23 protein-coding genes are annotated in these 22,505 nt (G+C 71.9%); 9 read left to right on the forward strand and 14 right to left on the reverse strand.

The features are described from left to right. Positions 1-12: 12 nt before the first annotated feature. The 6 genes from ACE101_RS30990 to zapE all read right to left on the reverse strand — a co-directional run bounded on the left by ACE101_RS30990 (position 13) and on the right by zapE (position 8,668). Positions 13-2,973, reverse strand: coding sequence for a 2-oxoglutarate dehydrogenase E1 component (locus ACE101_RS30990; protein WP_379138266.1), 2,961 nt, complete (start codon positions 2,971-2,973; stop codon positions 13-15). Positions 2,974-3,134: 161 nt separating this feature from the next. Then, positions 3,135-4,019 (reverse strand): succinate--CoA ligase subunit alpha, encoded by an 885-nt coding sequence (gene sucD / locus ACE101_RS30995; RefSeq protein ID WP_379138269.1) that lies wholly within the window; start codon positions 4,017-4,019, stop codon positions 3,135-3,137. 39 nt (positions 4,020-4,058) lie between these two features. Then, positions 4,059-5,255 (reverse strand): ADP-forming succinate--CoA ligase subunit beta, encoded by a 1,197-nt coding sequence (gene sucC / locus ACE101_RS31000; protein ID WP_379138272.1) that lies wholly within the window; start codon positions 5,253-5,255, stop codon positions 4,059-4,061. Positions 5,256-5,366: 111 nt separating this feature from the next. Then, positions 5,367-6,329 (reverse strand): malate dehydrogenase, encoded by a 963-nt coding sequence (mdh, locus tag ACE101_RS31005; RefSeq protein WP_379138275.1) that lies wholly within the window; start codon positions 6,327-6,329, stop codon positions 5,367-5,369. A 248-nt stretch (positions 6,330-6,577) separates the two neighbouring features. Further along, positions 6,578-7,306, reverse strand: a complete 729-nt coding sequence (locus ACE101_RS31010; RefSeq protein WP_379138278.1) for a TetR/AcrR family transcriptional regulator — start codon at positions 7,304-7,306, stop codon at positions 6,578-6,580. A gap of 171 nt (positions 7,307-7,477) precedes the next feature. Next, the gene (gene zapE / locus ACE101_RS31015) at positions 7,478-8,668 is read right to left on the reverse strand and encodes a cell division protein ZapE (RefSeq protein ID WP_379138281.1); all 1,191 of its coding nucleotides are present in this window, start codon (positions 8,666-8,668) and stop codon (positions 7,478-7,480) included. 300 nt (positions 8,669-8,968) lie between these two features. Between zapE and ACE101_RS31020 the strand changes: the two genes are divergently transcribed. Both ACE101_RS31020 and ACE101_RS31025 read left to right on the forward strand, forming a co-directional pair. Beyond that, positions 8,969-9,544 carry a GNAT family N-acetyltransferase gene (locus ACE101_RS31020; RefSeq protein ID WP_379138283.1) on the forward strand — a complete coding sequence of 192 codons (576 nt, stop codon included), beginning with the start codon at positions 8,969-8,971 and terminating at the stop codon, positions 9,542-9,544. A gap of 44 nt (positions 9,545-9,588) precedes the next feature. After that, positions 9,589-10,275 carry an SDR family NAD(P)-dependent oxidoreductase gene (locus ACE101_RS31025; RefSeq protein ID WP_379138286.1) on the forward strand — a complete coding sequence of 229 codons (687 nt, stop codon included), beginning with the start codon at positions 9,589-9,591 and terminating at the stop codon, positions 10,273-10,275. Between the two features lie 130 nt (positions 10,276-10,405). On the opposite strand, the gene ACE101_RS31030 is transcribed toward ACE101_RS31025, so the two are convergent. Genes ACE101_RS31030 through ACE101_RS31040 form a run of 3 tightly spaced genes read right to left on the reverse strand, consistent with a single transcriptional unit; the run spans position 10,406 to position 12,349 of the window. After that, the gene (locus ACE101_RS31030; RefSeq protein WP_379138289.1) at positions 10,406-10,726 is read right to left on the reverse strand and encodes an AzlD family protein; all 321 of its coding nucleotides are present in this window, start codon (positions 10,724-10,726) and stop codon (positions 10,406-10,408) included. Then, positions 10,723-11,430: an AzlC family ABC transporter permease gene (locus ACE101_RS31035; protein ID WP_379138291.1), complete on the reverse strand. Its 708-nt coding sequence runs from the start codon at positions 11,428-11,430 to the stop codon at positions 10,723-10,725. Before ACE101_RS31035 ends, ACE101_RS31030 begins: the two co-directional genes overlap by 4 nt. Before the next feature lie 34 nt (positions 11,431-11,464). Further along, positions 11,465-12,349, reverse strand: a complete 885-nt coding sequence (locus ACE101_RS31040; RefSeq protein ID WP_379138293.1) for a C40 family peptidase — start codon at positions 12,347-12,349, stop codon at positions 11,465-11,467. Positions 12,350-12,610: 261 nt separating this feature from the next. Between ACE101_RS31040 and ACE101_RS31045 the strand changes: the two genes are divergently transcribed. The 4 genes from ACE101_RS31045 to ACE101_RS31060 all read left to right on the forward strand — a co-directional run bounded on the left by ACE101_RS31045 (position 12,611) and on the right by ACE101_RS31060 (position 15,075). Next, positions 12,611-12,961: a hypothetical protein gene (locus tag ACE101_RS31045; RefSeq protein WP_379138295.1), complete on the forward strand. Its 351-nt coding sequence runs from the start codon at positions 12,611-12,613 to the stop codon at positions 12,959-12,961. Between the two features lie 192 nt (positions 12,962-13,153). Next, a complete protein-coding gene (gene arsC / locus ACE101_RS31050) occupies positions 13,154-13,579 on the forward strand; it encodes an arsenate reductase (glutaredoxin) (protein ID WP_379138298.1) in 426 nt (141 codons plus the stop codon). A 317-nt stretch (positions 13,580-13,896) separates the two neighbouring features. After that, the gene (locus tag ACE101_RS31055) at positions 13,897-14,358 is read left to right on the forward strand and encodes a MarR family winged helix-turn-helix transcriptional regulator (RefSeq protein ID WP_379138300.1); all 462 of its coding nucleotides are present in this window, start codon (positions 13,897-13,899) and stop codon (positions 14,356-14,358) included. A 204-nt stretch (positions 14,359-14,562) separates the two neighbouring features. Further along, the gene (locus ACE101_RS31060) at positions 14,563-15,075 is read left to right on the forward strand and encodes an NUDIX hydrolase (protein ID WP_379138303.1); all 513 of its coding nucleotides are present in this window, start codon (positions 14,563-14,565) and stop codon (positions 15,073-15,075) included. Positions 15,076-15,210: 135 nt separating this feature from the next. Here ACE101_RS31060 and ACE101_RS31065 read toward each other — a convergent pair whose 3' ends face one another. The 4 genes from ACE101_RS31065 to ACE101_RS31080 are packed head-to-tail and all read right to left on the reverse strand — an operon-like array spanning position 15,211 to position 18,659. After that, positions 15,211-16,578 carry an 8-oxoguanine deaminase gene (locus ACE101_RS31065; protein WP_379138306.1) on the reverse strand — a complete coding sequence of 456 codons (1,368 nt, stop codon included), beginning with the start codon at positions 16,576-16,578 and terminating at the stop codon, positions 15,211-15,213. Between the two features lie 21 nt (positions 16,579-16,599). Next, on the reverse strand, positions 16,600-17,004 hold the full coding sequence (gene hpxZ / locus ACE101_RS31070) for an oxalurate catabolism protein HpxZ (RefSeq protein WP_379138308.1): 405 nt from the start codon (positions 17,002-17,004) through the stop codon (positions 16,600-16,602). A gap of 48 nt (positions 17,005-17,052) precedes the next feature. After that, positions 17,053-18,441: an AtzE family amidohydrolase gene (locus tag ACE101_RS31075; protein ID WP_379138310.1), complete on the reverse strand. Its 1,389-nt coding sequence runs from the start codon at positions 18,439-18,441 to the stop codon at positions 17,053-17,055. Further along, positions 18,438-18,659, reverse strand: coding sequence for a DUF4089 domain-containing protein (locus tag ACE101_RS31080; RefSeq protein WP_379138312.1), 222 nt, complete (start codon positions 18,657-18,659; stop codon positions 18,438-18,440). The genes ACE101_RS31075 and ACE101_RS31080 overlap by 4 nt, the downstream gene beginning before the upstream one ends. Before the next feature lie 160 nt (positions 18,660-18,819). On the opposite strand from ACE101_RS31080, the gene ACE101_RS31085 reads away from it, so the two are divergent. The 3 genes from ACE101_RS31085 to ACE101_RS31095 all read left to right on the forward strand — a co-directional run bounded on the left by ACE101_RS31085 (position 18,820) and on the right by ACE101_RS31095 (position 21,919). Then, positions 18,820-19,503: a LuxR C-terminal-related transcriptional regulator gene (locus ACE101_RS31085; protein WP_379138315.1), complete on the forward strand. Its 684-nt coding sequence runs from the start codon at positions 18,820-18,822 to the stop codon at positions 19,501-19,503. A 255-nt stretch (positions 19,504-19,758) separates the two neighbouring features. Further along, a complete protein-coding gene (locus tag ACE101_RS31090; protein ID WP_379138318.1) occupies positions 19,759-20,922 on the forward strand; it encodes a PAS domain-containing protein in 1,164 nt (387 codons plus the stop codon). A 46-nt stretch (positions 20,923-20,968) separates the two neighbouring features. Next, the gene (locus ACE101_RS31095) at positions 20,969-21,919 is read left to right on the forward strand and encodes an alginate O-acetyltransferase AlgX-related protein (protein WP_379138321.1); all 951 of its coding nucleotides are present in this window, start codon (positions 20,969-20,971) and stop codon (positions 21,917-21,919) included. Between the two features lie 21 nt (positions 21,920-21,940). Here the strand turns inward: ACE101_RS31095 and ACE101_RS31100 are convergent, their stop codons facing one another. Continuing rightward, positions 21,941-22,453: a DoxX family protein gene (locus ACE101_RS31100; RefSeq protein ID WP_379138324.1), complete on the reverse strand. Its 513-nt coding sequence runs from the start codon at positions 22,451-22,453 to the stop codon at positions 21,941-21,943. Positions 22,454-22,505: the final 52 nt, after the last annotated feature.

Consider the following 22,505-nt stretch of genomic DNA (forward strand, 5'->3'; position numbering starts at 1 on the left):
CGCCGCGGCGCCTCAGACGGCCAGGGCCTCGTTGAGGAAGGCCTGGAGCTGCGCCACGTGCTTCGACATCAGGCCCACCGCCGTCGACGCCGAGGCGGGACGCCCGACGTAGCGCGGGCGCTTCGAGGGCACGCCCGCCTGGTTGAGGACCCATTCGAGATAGGGCTCGACGAAGGTCCAGGATCCCATGTTCTTGGGCTCCTCCTGGCACCAGATCACCTCCGCATTGCGGAAGCGTGACACCTCGCCGGCCAGCGACTTCAGCGGGAACGGGTAGAGCTGCTCGACGCGCAGGAGATAGACGTCGTTGATGCCCCGCTTCTCGCGCTCCTCGAAGAGGTCGTAATAGACCTTGCCCGAGCAGAGCACGACGCGGCGGATCTTGTCGTCCTTGACCAGCTTGACGCCGTCCGTCGCCTTCTCGGCGTCGTCCCACAGCACGCGGTGGAAGCTCTCGCCCTCGCTGAGGTCGGAGAGCCGCGACACCGCCCGCTTGTGGCGCAGCAGCGACTTCGGCGTCATCAGCACGAGCGGCTTGCGGAAGTCGCGCTTCAGCTGCCGGCGCAGGATGTGGAAGTAGTTCGCCGGGGTCGAGCAGTTGGCGACCTGCATGTTGTCCTCGGCGCACATCTGGAGGTAGCGCTCCAGGCGGGCGGAGGAATGCTCGGGCCCCTGGCCCTCGTAGCCGTGCGGCAGCAGCAGCACGAGGCCGGACATGCGCAGCCACTTGCGCTCGCCCGAGGAGATGAACTGGTCGATCACCACCTGCGCGCCGTTGGCGAAGTCGCCGAACTGCGCCTCCCACAGCACCAGGGCGTTGGGCTCGGCCAGGGAATAGCCGTACTCGAAGCCGAGCACCGCCTCCTCCGAGAGCATCGAGTTGATGACCTCGTAGCGGGCCTGCCCCTCGCGGATGTGGTTGAGGGGCGTGTAGCGCTCCTCGTTCTCCTGGTCGATCAGCACCGAGTGGCGCTGCGAGAAGGTGCCGCGCTCCACGTCCTGGCCCGAGAGACGGACCCGGTGGTTCTCGAGGAGCAGCGAGCCGAAGGCCAGCGCCTCGGCGGTCGCCCAGTCGATCCCCTCGCCGGTCTCGATCGCCTTGGCGCGGTTGTCGAGGAAGCGCTGGATGGTGCGGTGCAGGCGGAAATTCTCCGGCACCTTGGTGATCCGGTCGGCGATCTCCCGCAGGGTCTCGGCCGGAATGCCGGTGCGGCCGCGGCGCGGATCGTCCTCGTCCTCGCGCACCGACTTCAGGCCCGACCAGCGGCCGTCGAGCCAGTCCGCCTTGTTGGCCTTGTAGGCGTTGGCGACGTCGAACTCGCTGTCGAGGGAGGCGCGGAACTCGGCCTTGCGGGCCTCCAGATCGGCCTCCTTGACGGCGCCGGCCTCGGCCAGGCGCTTGCCGTAGATCTCCAGCGTCGAGGGGTGCTTGCGGATGATCTGGTACATCTTCGGCTGCGTGAACGCGGGCTCGTCGCCCTCGTTGTGGCCGAAGCGGCGGTAGCACAGCATGTCGATCACGACCGGCTTGTGGAACTTCTGCCGGTACTCGGTGGCGACCTTGGCGGCGAAGACCACGGCCTCCGGATCGTCGCCGTTGCAGTGGAAGATCGGCGCCTCGACCATCTTCGCCACGTCGGACGGATAGGGCGAGGAGCGCGAGAAGCGCGGATCGGTGGTGAAGCCGATCTGGTTGTTGATGATGAAGTGGATCGAGCCGCCGGTGCGGTGGCCCTTCAGGCCCGAGAGGCCGAAGCACTCCGCCACCACGCCCTGGCCGGCGAAGGCCGCGTCGCCGTGGATGAGGAGCGGCAGCACGCTGGTGCGCTGGTCGGGGGCGTCGTTGTGCTGGTCCTGCTTGGCGCGCACCTTCCCCAGCACCACCGGATCGACGATCTCGAGATGCGACGGGTTGGCGGTCAGCGACAGGTGCACGTCGTTGCCGTCGAAGCTGCGGTCGCTCGAGGCGCCGAGGTGGTACTTCACGTCGCCCGAGCCCTCGACCTCCGCCGGGGAGGACGAGCCGCCCTTGAACTCGTGGAAGATCGCCCGGAAGGGCTTGCTCATCACGTTGGCGAGCACGTTCAGCCGGCCGCGATGGGCCATGCCGATCACGATCTCCTTCACGCCGAGCGCGCCGCCGCGCTTGATGATCTGCTCCAGCGCCGGGACCATCGCCTCCGAGCCGTCGAGGCCGAAGCGCTTGGTGCCCGTGTACTTGAGATCGAGGAACTTCTCGAAGCCGTCCGCCTCGATGAGCTTGTTGAGGATCGCCCGCCGGCCCTGCTCGGTGAAGGAGATCTCCTTGTCCTTGCCCTCGATGCGCTCCTGGATCCAGGCCTTCTCCTCGGGATCGGAGATGTGCATGAACTCGACGCCGAGCGTCTGGCAGTAGGTGCGCTCCAGGATCGCCACGATCTCGCGGATCGTCGCGAATTCGAGGCCGAGCACGTTGTCGAGGAAGATCGGGCGGTCCCAATCGGATTCCGCGAAACCGTAATGCTGCGGGTGCAGCTCCTCGTGGTCGCTGCGGGGCTGCAGGCCCAGCGGATCGAGCTTGGCGTGCAGGTGGCCGCGCATGCGGTAGGCGCGGATCAGCATGATCGCGCGCACCGAATCCTTCGTCGCCTGCTGCACGTCGGCGGGGGCGACGGGCGCGCCCTTGCTCTCGGTGCGGGCCTTGATCTTCTCGCCGACCGCCTTCTCCAGGGTCGACCAATTGCCGTCGAGCGCCGAGACCAGCTCGCCATTGGCCGCCACCGGCCAGTTCGGCTTCGTCCAGGACGCGCCCTCGGCGTTCTTGACGACGATCGCCTTCTCCTCCTTCAGCCCGGCGAAGAAGGCGCGCCACTCCGGATCGACGGAGTTCGGGTCCTTCGTGTAGGCGGCGTAGAGATCCTCGATGTAGGCGGCGTTCGCGCCGTACAGGAACGAGGTGCCGAGAAGGGTTTCGTTCACGTCCTGGCGTGCCATGGCGACGGTCTACCCACGGTTCGGCCCGCACGGGCTCCGGGGGAGCGGCGGGCGGCGTGTTCGGTGAAGGAGCCCGATATGGGCTCCGGACGCGGACCCCGCGCGGGCATCAGCCCTGCGCGGGGAGCATCGCTGCGGGGCCGGACGGCCCCGCAGCGGTTTCAGCCCCGCAGGACCTCGACCAGGGTCTTGCCGAGGCGGGCCGGCGACGGCGACACGCGGATGCCCGCGGCCTCCATGGCGGCGATCTTGTCCTCGGCGCCGCCCTTGCCGCCCGAGATGATCGCGCCGGCATGGCCCATGCGGCGGCCGGGAGGCGCCGTGCGGCCGGCGATGAAGCCGACCATCGGCTTCTTGCGGCCGCGCTTGGCCTCGTCGGCGATGAACTGCGCCGCCTCTTCCTCGGCCGAGCCGCCGATCTCGCCGATCATCACGATCGACTCGGTCTTGTCATCGGCCAGGAACATCTCGAGCATGTCGATGAACTCGGTGCCCTTGACCGGATCGCCGCCGATGCCGACCGCCGTCGTCTGGCCGAGGCCCTCGTTGGTGGTCTGGAACACCGCCTCGTAGGTCAGCGTGCCGGAGCGCGACACGATGCCGACCGAGCCGGGCTTGAAGATGTTGGCCGGCATGATGCCGATCTTCGACTCGCCCGCCGTGACGATGCCGGGGCAGTTCGGGCCGACGAGGCGCGACTTCGAGCCTTCGAGCGCCCGCTTCACCCGCACCATGTCGAGGACCGGGATGCCCTCGGTGATGCAGACGATGAGTGGGATCTCGGCCTGGATCGCCTCGCAGATCGCGTCCGCGGCGCCCGGCGGCGGCACGTAGACGACGGAGGCGTCGGCGCCGGTGGCCTCGCGGGCCTCCTTCACCGTATCGAAGACCGGCAGGCCGAGATGGGTCGAGCCGCCCTTCCCCGGCGAGGTGCCGCCGACCATCTGCGTGCCGTAGGCGATCGCCTGCTCGGAGTGGAAGGTGCCGTTCTTGCCAGTGAAGCCCTGGCAGATCACCTTGGTATTCTTGTCGATCAGAATGGACACGGGCGTGAGCTCCGGTGCTTTGCGTTCGGGAGGGCGGCGTCAGCGCTGGCGCACGGCCGCGACGATCTTCTGCGCGGCGTCGTCGAGATCGTCCGCCGGGATGACGTTGAGGCCCGACGACCGGATGATCTCCTTGCCCTTCTCCACGTTCGTGCCCTCCAGGCGCACCACCAGGGGCACCTGCAGGCCGACCGCCTTCACCGCCGCGATCACGCCGTTGGCGATCACGTCGCACTTCATGATCCCGCCGAAGATGTTGACGAGGATGCCCTTCACGTTCGGGTCGGCGGTGATGATCTTGAAGGCCGCCGTCACCTTCTCCTCGGAGGCGCCGCCGCCGACATCGAGGAAGTTCGCCGGCTCCTCGCCGTAGAGCTTGATGATGTCGAGCGTCGCCATGGCGAGGCCGGCGCCGTTCACCATGCAGCCGATGGTGCCCTCGAGGGCGATGTAGGCGAGGTCGTACTTCGAGGCCTCGATCTCCTTCTCGTCCTCCTCCGTGGTGTCGCGCAGCTGCACGATCTCGGGGTGGCGGTAGAGGCTGTTCGAGTCGAAGGAGATCTTGGCGTCCAGGCACTTCAGGTGCCCGTCCTTGGTCACGATGAGCGGGTTGATCTCCAGCATGCTCATGTCCTTGGCGGTGAACGCCCGGTAGAGCTTGGTGGTGAGATCCTCCGCCTCCTTGGCGAGCGGGCCGGTGAGGCCGAGCGCCTTGGCGACCGCGCGGCCGTGATGCGGCATCACGCCGGTGGCCGGATCGACCGAGAAGGTCACGATCTTCTCGGGCGTGTCGTGGGCGACCTGCTCGATGTCCATGCCGCCCTCGGTGGAGACCACGTAGGCGACCCGGCCGGTCTCGCGGTCGACCAGCATCGAGAGGTAGAACTCGGTCTCGATGTCCGAGCCGTCCTCGACGTAGAGGCGGTTGACCTGCTTGCCGGCCTCGCCGGTCTGCACCGTCACGAGGGTGCGGCCGAGCATCTGCTCGGCGAAGGTCTTCACCTCCTCCACCGACTTGGCGAGGCGCACGCCGCCCTTCTCGCCGGCCTCGGGCTCCTTGAACTTGCCCTTGCCGCGCCCGCCGGCGTGGATCTGGGACTTCACGACCCAGAGCGGCCCGCCGAGTGCGTTGGCGGCGGCCTCGGCCTCGGCGGCCTTGAAGATGGCCTTGCCGTTGGAGACCGGCAGGCCGAATTCCTTCAGCACCGCCTTGGCTTGGTATTCGTGGATGTTCATGGACGTTTCCGGATGAGGCGAGTGGTGAGTGGCGAATGGCGAATGGCGGGCGGAGCGGGCCGGGGACGCCGGCGGCGCCCCCCTTCGCTGTTCTCCACTCGCCCCCTGGCCTCAGGCCAGGGCGGAGTTGATGCCCTTGCAGGCCTCGACGAGGCCCTTCACCGAGTTGACCGACTTCTCGAACATCGCCTTCTCCTCGGCGGAGAACTCGACCTCGACGATGCGCTCGACGCCGGACTCGCCGATCACGATCGGCACGCCGATGAACAGGCCGTCGACGCCGTACTGGCCGGTGAGGTAGGCGGCGCAGGGCAGGACGCGCTTCTTGTCCTTCAGGTAGCTCTCCGCCATCGCGATGGCGGAGGCCGCCGGGGCGTAGAAGGCCGAGCCGGTCTTGAGCAGGTTGACGATCTCGCCGCCGCCCTTGCGGGTGCGCTCGACCATCGCGTCGAGCTTCTCCTGGGTGGTCCAGCCCATCTTGACGAGGTCGGGCAGCGGCACGCCGGCCACAGTCGAGTAGCGCACCAGCGGCACCATGTCGTCGCCGTGGCCGCCGAGCACGAAGGCGGTGACGTCCTCCACCGAGACGCTGAACTCCTCGGCCAGGAAGTGGCGGAAGCGGGCGGAGTCGAGCACGCCGGCCATGCCGACGATCTTCTTCGGGTCGAGGCCCGAGAACTTCTGCAGCGCCCACACCATCGCGTCGAGCGGGTTGGTGATGCAGATCACGAAGGCGTTCGGCGCATGCGTCTTGATGCCGGTGCCGACCGCTTCCATCACCTTGAGGTTGATGCCGATCAGGTCGTCGCGGCTCATGCCGGGCTTGCGCGGCACGCCGGCCGTCACGATGACGACGTCGGCCCCCGCGATGGCGCTGTAGTCGCTGGCGCCGCTGTACTTGGCGTCGAAGCCGTCGACCGGCGCGGATTCGGCGATGTCCAGGCCCTTGCCCTGCGGAACACCGTCGGCGATGTCGAACAGCACGACGTCGCCGAGTTCCTTGAGGCCGGCGAGGTGCGCGAGGGTGCCGCCGATCTGTCCGGCGCCGATCAGCGCGATCTTCTTGCGTGCCATGTGAAAACCGATCCTTCGGTTAAGGGGAACCGTCAGGGGCCGGGGTCCGCCTCGCGAGGAGCCCCGCGCCGGCGGGGCCTGTTTGGCCGAAAAGCCCATGGCGGACAACCCGAGCGGGCCTGAGGAGGCAGGAATCAGGCCACGCGGCCCCGCTCCGGGGCGCTGCGATGCAGCGATTTCGCGTTCTTCGGCAGCAGCTTAACCGAGCGAACGGCCCTGGTTACATCGGGGCCGGATTGTCATTCCGCTCAGAGCGCGCCGGTGCGCAGGACGCGGAGGATGGCCCGGATCACGGCGCCGAAGCGGGCCTCGATCAGGTCGCGGGGCACCTCGGCATCGAGCTGGATCGAGGCCGGATGCACGAAGCGGTGGCTGGCATCGAAGATGAAGGCGAGCGCCCGCTCCCGGTCGCGCAGCAGGAAGGCGCCGCCGTTGATGCCCTCCTCCACCACGCGCTCGACGAGGGCGCGCAGGCGCCCGCGGTGGCGCCGCGCGATCGGCCGGGACTCGACGGTGGCGTCGCGATGCACGGCGAAGAGGTGCGGATCTCGCACCAGCACCTCGCGCTGGAGGGTCGAGAGGGCGAGGAGCAGGCGCTCCAGCTTGTCGTCGGCCGGATCGGGCGCGTCCGCGATCGCCGCGAGTTCCGTCTCCACCTCGCGCAGCCAGCGCCCGGCCACCGCGTCGACGAGGGCGGTCTTCGAGGGGAAGTAGCGGTAGACGTTGGCGTGCGTCATCCCGGCTTCCGCCGCGACGCCCACCACCGTCACCTGCCGGTGGCCGAGGCGGCGCAGGTGCTCGGTGGCGATGGCCAGGAGCCGCGCATCCGCCGAGGGCGGCGCCGCGCGGGCCCGCAGGGCCGGGCCGACGAGGAGTTGGCCCTCGGGCGAGAGGCGCGCGGCACCGGCCCGGCTGCGTCCGCCGCGCGGGGGATCGGTCTCGTCGCGGGAATCGGCACCGGGGCGGGTGCGGGGCATGCGGACGCTGTCGGAACTCGGGACGGAGAGGACTTCACGCGGCGGCCCGCTCCGTGCCGCGCCCCGAGGTTAGAGCATTTTCCGACGAAGTGGATGCCGGTTCGCCGCAGAAAATGCGGCAGGAACGCAGATCGAGAGCGGGAGGGGCGGGAAGCCCTCCCCGGCGCAGGTTCAGGTCTCGACGAGGCCCTCGCTGCTCCCCGACGCCTCGTCCGGCCGCCCATGCGGCGAGGCGAGGTAGTCCTCCGAGCGCATCTCGATGAGGCGCGAGACGGTGCGCTCGAACTCGAAGGCCTCCCGGCCGGAATCGGCCCGGTAGAGGTCCTGCGCCTCCGCCGCCGCGGAGGCGAGGAGCTTGGTGCGGGTGTCGTAGAGCGCGTCCACCAGGGTGATGAAGCGCTTGGCCTCGTTGCGCTGGGCGAGATCCATCACCGGGATCCCCTCCACGATCAGGGTGTGGAAGCGCTCGGCGAGGGCGAGGTAGTCCGAGGCGCCGAGCGGCCGCGCGCAGAGATCCGCGAAGGTGAAGCGCGCCACCCCGCCCGCCGCCTCGGGGATGAAGACGTCGTGGCCCTTCACCGCGATGGTCGCCGGGCTGCCCTGGCCGCGACCGGTCAGCGCCCGGAAGGCCCGGGTCAGCGCCTCGGCGGCGGTCTCGTCGGCCGGCACGTGGTAGACGGGCGAGCCGCCGAGCTTCTCCAGGCGGAAATCGGTGCGCGAATCGAGCCGCACCACGGCGACCCGCTCCTTGAGGAGCCCGATGAAGGGCAGGAACAGGGCCCGGTTGAGCCCGCCCTCGTAGAGGTGGTCGGGCTCGACGTTCGAGGTCGCCACCATCACGACGCCCTGGCCGAACAGGGCGGTGAAGAGGCGCCCGAGGATCATCGCGTCGGCGATGTCGGTGACCGTGAACTCGTCGAAGCAGAGGAGCCGCGCCTCCTCGGCGAGCGCCGCCGCCACGGGGGCGATCGGATCGTCGCCCTTGGCGGTTCCCGCCTTCACCGCCTGCCGGTGGCGGTGGATGCGCTCGTGCACGTCGGCCATGAAGGCGTGGAAATGCACGCGGCGCTTCGGCCCGGGCGCCGCCTCGTGGAACAGGTCCATCAGCATGGTCTTGCCGCGGCCGACGAGACCCCAGACGTAGAGACCCTTCGGCCCCGGGGCCGGCTCGGGCTTGCGCCCGAACAGGCGCCCGAGGGGGCCGGGCTTGGCCGGCGGCGGCGCCTGCTCCAGCGTCGCGATCAGGGCGTCGAGGTGGCCGACCAGGTGCGCCTGGGCGGGGTCGCGCTCGATGGCGCCCTCCGCGACGAGGGCATCGTAGCGGGCGGCGACGGGGCCGGAGGAAGCGGTGCTGTGCGTCACGCCGCCCCGCTTAGACCGCCTGCCGGACCGACGCAATGCGGTGGTTTCAAGGCGCGACCATGCGCCGGGAGCAGGGCGGCCGGGAGCGGCGCCGGGGAACGGCGCCGCTCCCCGCTGCATTGCACCATCCTGGCCGCTTGGCGGCTCCGGCCGCGTTGCGGCTTCGGCCGCTTGGCGGCTTCGGCCGCTTGGCGGCTTCGGCCGCTTGGCGGCTTGAGCCGCGCGACGGCTTCGGCCGCTCGATGGCCGCGGGGAGGACGTCCGGAGACGGCGATGCGACGCAGTCCTGGAGTTCGAGAGATGATCCAACACGATGCCGGTCCGGTCCTGATCCGCCGCCTGTGGCCTGCGGACCGCGCGGCGGTCGAGGCGCATTTCGCGAGGCTCGATCCCGAGAGCCGCTTCGACCGCTTCATGGGGGTGGTGAGCCGCGAGGGCGTGCGGGCCTACGGCGCCTCGGCGCTCACGCGCGCCGGCCTCGTGGTCGGCGCCTTCCTCGACGGCGAGCTGCGCGGTATCGGCGAGCTGCGGCCGGCCGGGCGCGCCACCCACGGCCTCCCCGGCGAGGGCGAGGCGGCCCTCACGGTGGAGGCGCCCTACCGGCGGCGGGGAATCGGGACGGCGCTCGCGCGGCGTCTGTGCGCGGCCGCACGGCACACCGGGGTGGAGCGGCTCCATCTCCGCACCCTGGCGGGCAACCGGGCGCTGCTCGGGCTCGCCGCCCGGCTCGGGGCGGACCTCTCGGTCGCGGGCCGCGAGGCCCACGCGGTTCTCCGGCTCGCGCCGCCGACCCCGGTTTCGGTCTGGGCCGACACGCTCGACGCGGCTTTCGAGGCGGCGCTCGCCATGCTCAGTCTCCGTCCGGCGCGCATCTGAGGCGCGCCGGACCTCACGATGTCAGGACACGAAGGATCACGATCATGGCAAGGCAGGACAGGTCGGCGCTGATCGTCGGCGCCTCGCGGGGGCTCGGGCTCGGGCTGGTGAAGGCGCTCCTCGCCCGCGGCTGGGACGTCACCGCCACCGCGCGCGGATCGGCCCCGGAGCTGGAAGGGCTCGCCCCGGTGGCGCCCGCGATCGAGCGCGTCGACATCGACGACGACGCGGCGGTCGCGGGTCTGCGGGACCGGCTGGCCGGGCGCAGCTTCGACGTGGTGTTCATCGTCGCGGGCGTCGCCACCGACGCCCATGTCCCGGTGCCGGAGATCGACCGCGCGGTGGCCCTGCGCGTCTACGAGACGAACGCGCTGAGCCCGATCCGCGCCGCCGAGACCCTGGCGCCGCTGGTGGCGCCCGGAGGCCTCGTGGCGCTGATGAGTTCGGTCCTGGGCAGCGTCGGCGCCAACGAGAGCGGCGGCTGGGAGAGCTACCGGGCCAGCAAGGCGGCGCTCAACACCCTGACGCGCAGCTTCGAGCTGCGCCACCGGGCCGATCCCTTCGGTATGGTGCTGATGCATCCGGGCTGGGTGCGCACCGAGATGGGCGGCGCGGACGCCGACATCGACGTGGCGACCAGCACCGAGGGCATGGCGGACGTGCTGGAACGGCAGCTCGGCCGCAAGGGCTGCGTGTACCTCGACTACCGGGGCGAGACGCTGCCCTGGTGAGGCCTCACACGGTTTCCGGGCGATCGCTGCGCAATCGCTGGGCGATCGCTTTCGCGCTGCGGAAACCGGCTTCGCTCACGGGCCGCGGGGTTCTGAGACGGTTTCCGGACGCGATCGTCCGGAGCGCGTCTCACAGCCCCAGCGCCCGGCCCGCCGCCACCACGGCGAGCCCGGCCGCGATCGCCGCGAGTTCGAAGCGCGTCAGCGCCATCACGGCCGTGGCGGTGACGAGCCCCGCGATACCGGGCAGGCCCGCCGCGAGCCCGGTCGGCACCGCCGTCGCGACCACGATCGAGCCGGGCAGCGCCCGCAGGGCCCGCTCCACCCGCGGGGTGAGCCGCACGCGGCTCATCGCCACGACGCCCGAGGCCCGGCACAGATAGGTGACCACGGCCAGAGCGAGGATCGCCAGGGCCGAGCCGGCCGGGCCGGCGAGGAGGTCCCGGATCATCGCGGCGCCCCGTCATCCACGAGGGCGCCCGTGATCAGCCCCGCGACCGCGCCGGCGGCGATGAAGCCGTAGCCCGGCACGAGGCGCTGCACCGCGAGCGCCACCGCACCGGAGACCAGCCAGGGCAGGGCCGGGCGGACGCCGCGCCAGAGCGGCGCCAGCATGGCGGCGAAGAAGACCGGCATGATCATGTCGAGGGCGTAGACCTGCGGCGCCGTCACCAGGGCCCCCGCGAGATGGCCGGCGGCGGTGGTGGCGACCCAGAGCGGCCACATCCCGAGCCCGGCCCCGACCAGCACCCCGAGATCGCGCCCGCCTTCCGAGCGGTGGCGCATGCCGATGAGCCAGCCGGCATCCACCAGGAAGAACAGGCTGAGCGCCGTGCGCCAGGGCGGGGAGCCGCGCATCCAGGGCTGCACGGTGGCGCCCATCAGGATCATGCGGGCGTTGATCAGGGCCGTCACCGTCATCGCGGCGAGGAGGGCGCGCAAGGTCCAGGGCTGGCTCCACACCTCCAGAGTCACCATCTGGGCCGCCCCGGCAAACACGAAGGCGCTCATGGCGGTCGCCTCCCAGAGGCTCAGGCCCCGCTGGGCGGCCGCGGCCCCGAAGGCGGCGGCGAAGACCGCGAGACTCGGCCAGACCGGCATGCCGAGGCGCACCCCCGTCAGGACGCCCGCGAGGGTGAAGGGAGCGGCTTGCATCGTCATCGTCTCGGAGGATCGGGGCCGTGCGGGATCAGCGCGCCGCGCGGAGGCGCCGGATCGTCGTGACCGGCCCGGCGCCCGCGGCGCGGATGCGCGCCTCCGCCTCCGCGAGCGGCTCGATCGCCACCGCCATGTGATGGCCGTTGGCATGGACGAGGCGCACGGCGTCGAGCATCAGGCCGACATGGCCGCGCCAGAAGACGAGATCGCCCCGCTCCAGGCCGGTGAGGCCGGGCGTGACCGGGATCGGCTCGCCCAGCGCCCGCTCCTGCATGTCCGCGTCGCGCGGGGCGGCGATCCCGGCCGCGTCGAGGGCCGTCTGCACCAGGCCGGAGCAGTCGAGGCCGAGGCTGGAGCGCCCGCCCCAGAGATAGGGCGTGCCGAGGAAGCGCGCGGCGGTCCCCGCGACATCGGGCTCGCGCGCCGCGAGGCCGGCGAGATGGGCCGCGTAGACGAAGCCGCCCCCGGCGAGGCGGGCATAGGCCCCCTCCGCGCCGACGACGGCGACCCGGGCGCCGAAGCTCAGATGCGCCAGCGGCGGGCGCTTCAGGTCCGGAGCGGGGAAGACGAAGCTGCGCAGGGCCGCCACTCGATGGGTCGGTGCCGGCCCCGGCGCTCCGAGGCTGGCCGCCGGCAGGTAGCCGACATAGCCGTCCCGGTCGAGCTGCACGAAGGCCCAGCCGCCGGCCACCTCGTAGACGGTCACGGCCTCGCCGTGCAGCGCCTCGGTATCGAGGGCGGCCTCCTCGCGGGGGGCCCGCCGGAGCGGAGCGAGCGGCGCGGTCACCTGCCGCGCCGAGCCCGGGACGAAGCGATCGGCCACCACGAGGCCGCGCAGGCGTTCGTCGGCGAGATCGGGGCGGGCCGGCGTCAGGCGCGGGTCCCGGATGGGGGGAGGAGAAGCCGAAACGGTCACGGGCGCGACTCTTGCAACGTCGTCGCGTCCGGACAAGGGCGGCCGGCGGGAGATTCGACGGACCATGCGGCGACCTCATCCACCTGCGACAGAATGCCCGAACCCCGGTCGCGGCGCCCGCCCGTTGCCAGGAAGACGGATTTGCAAGTCCTTCTTGGCTGATAGACCCGCTCAGGCCCGCCGCGGAGAGCCATGCGGCACCCGTCCCGGAATCGTCGTGCTGCACTGCAACAATCAGTGCGGATGCGCTATAACCTCCCCATGACGATAGGCCGCCCCGTGAAGAAGTCGCCCGACAAGACCCGCCCCCTGCCGCCGATCCGCGTCCGGCGCGAGCCGCCGACGGTCGCCGAAGCCGTGGCCGCCGCCCAGGATCTCGCCGACGATCTCGAGCAGCAGGTGGAGATCGCCGCCGGCCTAATCGGCCTGCCGCCGGACGAGGTCCGCCCCCACGTGCTGAAGGCCGTCAAGCCGAAGGCCGACCGGGCGCCGGAGCGGATCATCAGCACCGGCAGCGGGCTGCGCGGCCCGCGCACGGTGGTGGTGGAGCGCAAGATCGCCCGGCCGGTGATCGTGGAACGCCGGATCCGCCCCCTCGACGGGCGCCGCTGAACGCTCCCGCCCGGCATCCTGCGGGCAACGCGATTCGTCCCGGTGCGGTGCAGGGCGCCCGAGCGCTGCCGGCATCGGCGCCCTGGAATGGGTGGAGGCGCAGGCGATCCATCGCATGATGGAGGCGCACGGCTTGCTTCCGGGCGGGTCCGTGGAAGGTCGGCCCTCGCCCGCCTCAGCCGGTGCCGCCCGATGGATGTGATCCTCGACCACAACCCGGCCTGCGCCACCTCGCGCACCGTGCTGGCGCTGATCCGCAATGCCGGCATCGAGCCGCACATCATCGAAGACCTGAAGACCCCGCCGACGCGCCTGCTGCTGCGCCAGCTCGCCGCGCGGGCCGGGCTCCCGGTTCGCGGCCTCCTGCGTCGGCGGGGAACGCCCCTCGCCGAACTCGGCCTCGACAACCCCGCCCCGGCCGACGATCAGCTCATCGACGCCATGGTCGCCCATCCGGTCCTGATCGAGCGGCCCCTCGTGGTGACGCCGCGAGGGGTGCGGCTCTGCCGCCCGGCCGAGACGGTGATCGATCTGCTGCCGCCGCAACAGGGCGAGTTCGTGAAGGAGAAGGGCCAGCGCGTCGTGGACGAGCACGGCCGCCGCATCGCCACCGCCTGATCCCCCGGCCGGCATGCGCGCAGCGGAGGATCGATCGGCCGCCTGACCTGCGGGGAGGTGGCGACGAACGCCGCCACTGGCGCGTATCGGTGCGACTTGCGCAGGTTCGGTGATGAGGCGGCGCCCGATCATCAGATTCGCCTCACCCGGATCCGACAGGATGCAGCAGCCCAGGCTATAGGTTTCGCGGTGTGCAGAACCGGCATGCGGTTCTGTTCGCGTCGATTTTGTGGTATGCGGCTCCTTTGTGTCAGTGGGGTTCTTCATGGCGCGATCGGCTGTCCGGCGCCCGCGTGCAGAAGGGTATGGTGCGACGAATGACGTCTCTTGAGCCCATCGGATCGGGTGTGGATGCGCTTCGCCTCGACAACCAGCTCTGCTACGCCCTCTACGCCGCCTCGCACCGGATGACGAAGTGCTACAGGCCGCTCCTGGAGCGCCTGGGCCTCACCTACCCGCAATACCTCGTCCTGATCGTGCTCTGGGAGACGGATTCGCTCACCGTCTCGGAGATCGGCCGCCGCCTGCGCCTCGATTCCGGCACCCTCACGCCCGTGCTCAAGCGCCTCGAGAGCGCCGGCTTCGTGCGCCGCACCCGCCGCCAGGAAGACGAGCGCGAGGTCGAGATCAGCCTGACGCACGAGGGCCTCGCCCTGCGCGACGAGGCCGTGGATGTCCGCCGGGCGATCGTTCATCAGCTCAAGATGTCCGAGGCGGAGATCGCCGAGCTGCGCGTGCGCCTTGATGACCTCATCGCCACTCTTAGCAGCGAGGGCTGACGCCGTCCGTCACGTCCACGTTGAAGTTTTGCTGGCAAACGATTGCCACTTGAGCGGCGCGCGCCGAACGCCTAAGTCTGGACGACATCCCGGCCGTTCCCCACGGCGAGCGCGCCAGACCCGAGCGTCAGACGTGATCCCCTTTCTCCAGTCGGCCGGCTCCGCGGCTGCGGAACCTCACGTCGCGGCGATGGTCGTCGCGGGATGAAGAGCCTGCGCAACCTGACGGGTTTGCTCGCCGGATGGGCCGAGGAGACCGAGCTTCCGCGCCGCCAAGTGGGCGTGCTCCCGCTGCGCCGGAGCCCGGATGGCGGGCTGCAGGTGATGCTGATCACCTCGCGGGAGACGCGGCGCTGGGTCATCCCCAAGGGCTGGCCCATGAAGGGACTCAAGAACCATGAGGCGGCGGCCCGGGAAGCCTACGAGGAGGCCGGACTGATCGGCCGGGTCGGCAAGCACGCCATCGGCAGCTATCTCTACCGGAAGCGCCTCAAGAGCCGCGACACGGTTCCCTGCCAAGTGCAGGTCTACCGCCTCGACGTGCGCAAGCAGCTCAAGGCCTGGCCCGAGCAGCACGAGCGCGAGGGGCGGTGGTTCCCCGCCTCGGAGGCCGCCGAAGCGGTCACGGAGGCCGGGCTGGCGGCCTTGATCCGCGCCGTGGCCAGCCGCGAGACGAAGCGCAACCGGCGACGGCCCACGACCGCGGCCGAGGCCTGAACTCGGCGTTTGGCTCCGGCGGGCTGCGGCTCATACGGTTTCCGGTTGATCGCTTCGCGATGCGGAAACCGGCCTCGCTCAGGCGCCGCGCGGGCTCGTGATACGGTTTCCGAAAGTGATCGTCCGGAAACCGTATCAGGAGGTGGAAAAGAGGTCCCGGGCGGCGCGTCCATGCGCCTCGCGCAGGCTCTCCGGATCGACCCCGAGCGGCCGCCCGTCGATCACGCGCCACGCACCCGCCACCATCACCCGATCGGCCCGGCTCGCGCCGCAGAGCACCAGGGCGGCGAGCGGATCGTGGCTGCCGGAGAAGCGCAGCTCATCGAGCGTGAACAGCGCGAGATCGGCCTCCCGCCCCTCCGCGATCCGGCCGATATCGTCGCGCCCGAGGCAGCGGGCGGAGCCCTCGGTGGCCCAGCGCAGGGCGTCGCGATGCGTGATCGCCTCCGCCCCATAGGTCAGCCGGTTCAGCATCAGGGCGTGGCGCACCTCCTCCATCAGGTTCGAGGCGTCGTTCGAGGCCGAGCCGTCGACGCCGAGCCCGACCGGGCTCCCGGCCGCTTCGAGTTCGCAGGTCCGGCAGAAGCCCGAGGCGAGCACCATGTTCGAGGTCGCGCAATGGCAGATGCCGACACCCGCGCGGCCGAGGCGCGCCACCTCCCCGTCGTCGAAGTGGATGCCGTGGGCGAGCCAGGTGCGGGAAGTCAGCCAGCCCACCTCCTCCAGGTAGTCGAGCGGGCGCTGCCCGAAGACGGACAGGCAGTAATCGGTCTCGTCGCGGGTCTCCGCGAGATGGGTATGTAGCCGGCAATCATGCGCCGCCGCCAGGGCCGCGCTCTCGCGCATCAGCCGCTTCGTCACCGCGAAGGGCGAGCAGGGGCTCAGCGCCACCTGCACCATCGCGCCGGGCCCGGGATCGTGGAACAGGCCGAGCACCCGCTCGCAATCGGCCAGGATCGCCTCGTCGTCCTGGGTCACGCTCTCGGGAGGCAGGCCGCCATCCTTCTGCGACAGGCTCATCGAGCCGCGGGTGACGCAGGCGCGGATGCCGAGGGCGCGCGCCTCCGCCACCTGGATGTCCACCGCCTCCTCCAGCCCCCGCGGATAGAGGTAGTGGTGATCGGCCGCGGTGGTGCAGCCGGAGAGGAGCAGCTCGGTATAGGCGAGCCGCGTCGCCAGCCGGAAGGCCTCCGGGGTGAGCCGGGCCCAGTACGGGTAGAGCGCCCGCAGCCAGGGAAACAGCGGCTTGTTGATCGCCGCCGGATGCGCCCGGGTGAGGGTCTGGAAGACGTGATGATGCGTGTTGACGAGACCCGGCACGACGACGTGGCGCGAGACGTCCACGATCTCGTCCACCGGCGCGGCCGGCGCCCCGCCGACGGGCACGCGCTCGGCGATGCGGCTGCCCTGCACCACGAGGCCGCCGCCCGCTCCCTCGGCCAGGATGGCGAGGGGGTTGCGCAGCCACAGCCGCCGGGCAGCCGGGGTCTCGTCCTGCCGCATGACAATCTCCGGGGGCTTCGCTCAGCCCGACGATGCCGGACCGTCCGGCTCCGGGATCACGCTGACATGCGCCGCGACGACCTTCCAGCCCTCCGCGAACCGGCGCCAGGTCTGGCTCTGCCGGCCGACCAGGCCTGGCTGGCCGTCGCGGTGGAACAGAGTCATGGCCGTGGCGAGGTCGCGCCCATGGGTCGTGATGACGGTGCGCGCGAGCCTCCGGGCGAGGCCCGCCGGCGAGCGGGCGCGCCGGAAGGCGCGGATCGCCTCCATGCCGTAGAGATTCTCGGCCCCGCCGTACCGGATGGTGCGGGGATCGTCCCAGAACAGGGCCTCGAGGGTGGCGACGTCGTTGGTGACGAGGGCCGTCTCGTAGGCCGCGAAGGCCGCCTCAACCTCGGCCAGGACGGCCGGATCGTCGGTTTCCATGGGGGATACTCCGGGTCTCGGTGCTGCGGATCCCAGCGAACATGACGCTCAGAACGAGGCGACCGGCGCCGTGGCCACGCCGGCCGCTTCGAGCGCCCGCGCCACCCGCAGGGCGCGGTCCTCCCGCCAGGGCGCCGCGATGACCTGGACGCCGAGCGGCAGCCCGCCGTCGAGCCGGATCGGCACCGCCGCGACCGGGAGCCCGATGAACGAGATCGGCTGCGTGAACACGCCGAGATTCGGCCGCAACGGCATCGCCACCCCGTCGAGCACCAGCGTGGTCTCGCCGCCGCGGGGGGCCCGGCAGGGCGTCGCCGGGGCGAGGATCACGTCGACGCGGTCGAAGATCTCGGCCACCGCCCCGGCATACCAGCGCCGGAACTTCTGCGCCCGCTCGACCAGCGCGGCCGGGATCAGCGCACCGGCGAGCAGGCGGTCGCGCACCGCCGGGTCGAAATCGGCGGCGCGGCGGCGCAGGCGGTCGAGATGGAGGGAGGCCCCCTCGGCCGCGGAGATCAGGTAGGCCGCCGCCCGGGCGCGCGCCGCCTCCGGGATCTCCACCGTCGCGCCGACGCCGAGGGCGGCGGCGGCCCGGGCGACCGCCGCGAAGGCCTCCGGGTCGCCGCCGGTCGCGAAGTAGCCGCCCGCCACCGCGATGCGCAGGCCGCCGGTCCCGGAATCGAGTTCCGGCGTCACCGGCTCGGGAGGACGCGCCGTCGCGACGGAATCGTCCGGATCGGGCCCCTGCATGGCGTCGTAGGCGAGCGCGAGGTCGGCGGTGCTGCGCGCCATCGGCCCGAGATGGTCCAGGCTGCCGACGAAGGGGAAGCTGCCCGCGCGGGTCAGGCGCCCGTAGGTGGGCTTCAGCCCGAACACCCCGCAGAAGGCGCTCGGCACCCGGATCGACCCGTTGGTGTCCGAGCCGAGGGTGAGCGGCACGAGGCCCGCGGCGAGGGCCGCGCCCGAGCCGCCCGAGGAGCCGCCGCTCATGTGGCGCAGGTCGTGCGGGTTGCGGCTCGGCCCGTCATGGACGTTCTCGCCGGTGAAGTCGTAGGCGTATTCGCCCATGTTGAGGGCACCGACCAGGATGGCGCCGGCCGCTTCGAGGCGCCGGACCAGGGCGGCGTCCCGGGTCGCAGGCGCCCGCTCGCGGTTGATCCGCGATCCCGCCCGGGTGGGCAGGCCCGCGACGTCGAACAGGTTCTTGACCGCGAAGGGCACCCCCGCGAGGGGCGGGGCCGCCTCGCCGCGGCCGAGACGTGCGTCGAGGGCCTCCGCCGCCGCGAGCGCCCGCGGGCCGAGGACATCCGTGAAGGCGCCGACGCGCGGGTCGAGGGCGGCGATGCGCGCGAGCGCGGCGGCGACGGCCGCGCGGGCGGTGAGATCGCGCCGGGCGACCCGGGCCGCGATGGCACCGGCGGTGAGATCCGGATTCACGGAGCGGCCTCGAAGACGGGGGCGGCCTCGGTCTCGTCCGGCAGCGGGTGGCCGAGCACCCGCCCGGCGGCGCCGAGCAGGGTCGCGAGATGCCCGATCACGCCGTCGCGCCATTCCGGCTCGACCGTCAGGCCGAGCAGGGGCGCCGCGGCATCCAGGTAGGCGGCAAGGGCTTCGGGAGAGGGCGGGGCTTCGGGAGCGGGCGGGGCTTCGGACATCGGCATCTCCGGGCGGCGGGTCCGCGGGGCAGAGCAAGGCCCGGACCAGCCGGCCGCGGCCCTGCCGACTAGCTCGGATCACGAGGAATCGCGGCCCTCGACTATGGACGATGGCCCCATCCTCCTCCTAAAACCGTTCAAGGAGATGAAAGACGCGAGCATGGTTCAGCAGACGGCCCCTGTAGCCCTGATCGCGGACGACGATGAATTCTTTCGTCTTGCGATGGTCGCGATCCTCAACCGGAGCCTCGGGTTCGGCGAGGTCGTGGAGACGGGATCGCTCGATGCCGCGCTCGATCAGCTCGCCCAGCGGGCCAACGGCATCGCCCTGGCGCTATTCGACCTCGCGATGCCCGGCATGGAAGGCCCCGGCAGCCTCAGCGCGGTGCGCGAGTGCTTCCCCTGGGTGAAGGTCGCGGTGGTCTCCGGATCGAGCGAGCGCCACAAGATCCTCGCGGCCCTCGAAGTCGGCGTGCACGGCTACGTCCCGAAGGGGCTCGGCTCCTCCGAGCTGACCCGGGCGGTGGGCATGATCCTCGACGGCCAGATCTACGTGCCCCCCTCCCTCGCGGTGCTCGACAGCCCGCCCCGCCCCGCCTCCGTCCGCTCCGGGCCGGAGCCGGCCGACGCGGGCCTGCGCGGCGGGCGCTCGGTGGAACTCACGCCGCGCCAGCGCGACGTGCTCGCACTCCTGGTCGAGGGCAAGTCGAACAAGGAGATCGCCCGCCAGCTGCAGCTCGGCGAGGGCACCGTGAAGGTGCACATGGCCGCGCTCCTGCGCAGCCTCGGGGTGCAGAACCGTGCGGCGGCGGCGGTGGTCGGCGCGCGACTTCTCGCCGGCTGAGTCCGGGGCCGGCTCGCCATCCTCTCGGGAAACGCGTCGACAACTCTGTCGCGACACCGGGATGGCCTCGCAACATGGCGGCGCAACACTGCGTAAAAGTGTGTGTTCCGTCACGCCGCAACTCTGACATGCATCATTCCGGTTGTTCCGCCGGTTCGCGCGTGGGACAACGGGGGCGGCCCGGTCCTCCGCAACCGGGCTGGGCGCGGCGCCCGTCTGCCGGCTCACGCAGGACGGAGGCACCGGACCCACGCGATGGAACGGGATGCGATCGGACCCGAGGTCGTCCGCGACGCTCTCGCCGAGTTGCTCCGGCAGCCCCCGCTCAAGAAGTCGCCGCAGCTCTCGGCCTTCCTCTCCTACGTCGTCGAGGAGAGCCTCGGCGGCCGGGGCGGCCTGCTGAAATCCTACACGATCGCCACCGATGCGCTCGGCCGGGCCCCCAGTTTCGATCCGGCCACGGATGCCATCGTGCGGGTGGAGGCGCGCCGCCTGCGGCAGGTCCTCCAGCAGATCTACGATCAGCCCACCTGCGCCCTCACCGTCCGCATCGACCTGCCGCTCGGGCGCTACGAGCCGACCTTCACGCGGGTCGCGGCCCCGGGCGCCCTCGGGCCGGCCTCCGATCCGGCGGCGAGCCTGCTGCGCGAAAGCGAGCAGCGCTATCGCGCGCTGGTGGAGGCGAGCGCCGCCGTGGAGTGGCGGGCGAGCCCGGACGGGCACCTGCTCCGGGGCTTCGGCTGGACCGCCTGCACCGGGGAATCCGAGGACGGGGTGAGCGACCAGGACTGGCTCGACGCGCTGCATCCGGCCGACCGCTCCCGGGCGGCGGGGGCCTGGACCGAGGCGCTCGCCGCCGGGGTGCCCCTGGAGATCACGGTCCGCGTGCGCCACCGCGGCGGCGCGTACCGCTGGATGCTCGCCCGCGGGCTGCCGCTGCAGAACCTCGACGGGAGCGTCCGCGAGTGGGTCGGCACCCTGACGGACATCCACGATCAGGTAACGGCGGAGGAGATCCGTCGCGCGCGCGACGAGAGCCTGCGCCTCGCGGTCGAAGCGGCCGGCCTCGCGGTCTTCGAGATCGACCCCGCCACGCGGGCGGTGCTGTGGTCGCCGGGTGCCTCCGAGCTGATCGGGGTGAGCGCCGGGACGCTCGAAGCCTGGACCGGGCCCATCGATCCCGCCGATGCGCCGGAGGTGACCGCCGCCTTCGAGCGGGTGCTGCGGGGCGAAGGCGCCGTCGACGTCGTCTACCGGCTCGCCGCGCCGGGCGGCCGGCCACGGTGGATCGCCTGCCGCGGGAACCGCATGGCCACCGCCGCTGGCGAGATCCGGGTCTTCGGCGTCGCCTGCGACGTCACCGGCGCCAAGGTCCTGCCGCGGAGCCTGCCGCGGGATCCGGCCGGAGGGCCGCCTTGACCGGACGAGCGCGGCGCGCCAGGGGAGGCCCGGCGGAGGGCCGGACGTGAACGCGGGAATGGTGCATGAGGGGCGCGACGGCTGGCTGTTCCTCATCGGCGGCAACAACGACGTGCTCACCCAGTACCGGCGGTCCTGGCGGACGTGGCTCCACGACTGGCGCTGGCGGCGGGTGGTCGTCGCGCGGGCGGACCGCTGCCGGCGGCTCGGCATCCGCTACCTGCACCTCGTCGTCCCGGAGAAGCTGACGGTCTACGACAACCTCACCGACGGGCTCGCCGTCGACGTCTCGGCCTCGCCCGCGCACCGGCTGCGGCGCTGGCTGCGCGGATCGGGCGCGGCGGGGGCCTATATCGATCTCGTCGCGCCGATGCGCGCCCGGCGGGACGAGCAGGACCTCTATTTCCGCACCGACACGCACTGGACGCATGAGGGCTGCTTCATCGCCTACGAGGCGATCTGCCGCCGCCTCGGCGCGGTGCCGCGGGAGGATCTGCGCAGCGGCCGTGCCCTGCCCGCCTGGCGGCTCAGCGGCGACCTCGGCCAGAAATTCGACCCGCCGCGCAGCGAGCCCTACATCCCGCAGGCGCTGCAGCGGGATGCGGTGCGCGTCTACGCCAACGATCTCGTGCGGGACTTCGAGGCGGCGGACCGCATCGGCGAGCTGCATCTCGGAACCCATGTGGTGTACCGCAACGAGGCGCCCGGGGCCGATCCGCGCCGCATCGTGCTCTTCGGCGATTCCTGCTCGCATTTCCGCTGGGGGGTCTATAGCGGCCACCTCACGGGCCTCCTCGCCGAGACCTTCAGCGAGGTGCATTTCCTGTGGAGCCCCGGCATCGACTGGGACTACGTCGCCCAGGTCCGCCCGGATGCGGTGATCGGCGAGTTCGCGGAGCGCTTCCTCGCCCGGCTGCCGCCCAAGACCTTCCGGCGCGCCGCCCTCGCCCGCCTCGTGCGCGAGCGCAAGGGCATGCTGCAACCCGCCCCCGCCTGACGGATCCCGGCCGGGACCGGCTCACGCCGCGGCGCGGGCCGCCTTGGCGGCGCGCGGCGCGCGGGGCGGGGCCGCCCGCTTCTTCGGGGCCGGCACCGCCGCCGGCGCGGCGGGACGCGGCCCGTGCCACCATCCCTGCCAGCTCCAGGCGCCCGGACCGACGACCGCCATCAGCATCAGGCCGCCCGCCAAGCCCGCCTGTGCCAGGAACAGCTCGCGCTCGACGAGGGCGCTCGCGCCGGAGAAATCCCAGAACCGGTGCAGCAGCAGCCCCATCACCAGCGTGTGCGCGGCGAGCGTCCAGCCGATGAGGCGCGGCAGGACGCCGAGGGCGAGGGCGAGGGGCGCGAAGATCGTGACGACCACCGAGACGGTCGCGACCGCATGCGGATAGGGCATGCCGGTCGCCGCCAGGGTCAGCGCGAAGCCCGACGGATTGAGCGCGCGGGCGATGCCCGCGGGCATGAGCGCCGCGGCCAGCAGCAGCCGGCCCGCCAGCAGGATCCCGTCGCGGCCCCGCCCCTCGATCGCCATGTCACCGCCCCTCCGTGGCGCCCCTCGCCCGGAGCGACCCTGCCGCCTCCCC

Origin of the sequence: Methylobacterium carpenticola, assembly GCF_042748905.1 — a bacterium.
Classification (GTDB): Bacteria; Pseudomonadota; Alphaproteobacteria; order Rhizobiales; family Beijerinckiaceae; genus Methylobacterium; species Methylobacterium carpenticola.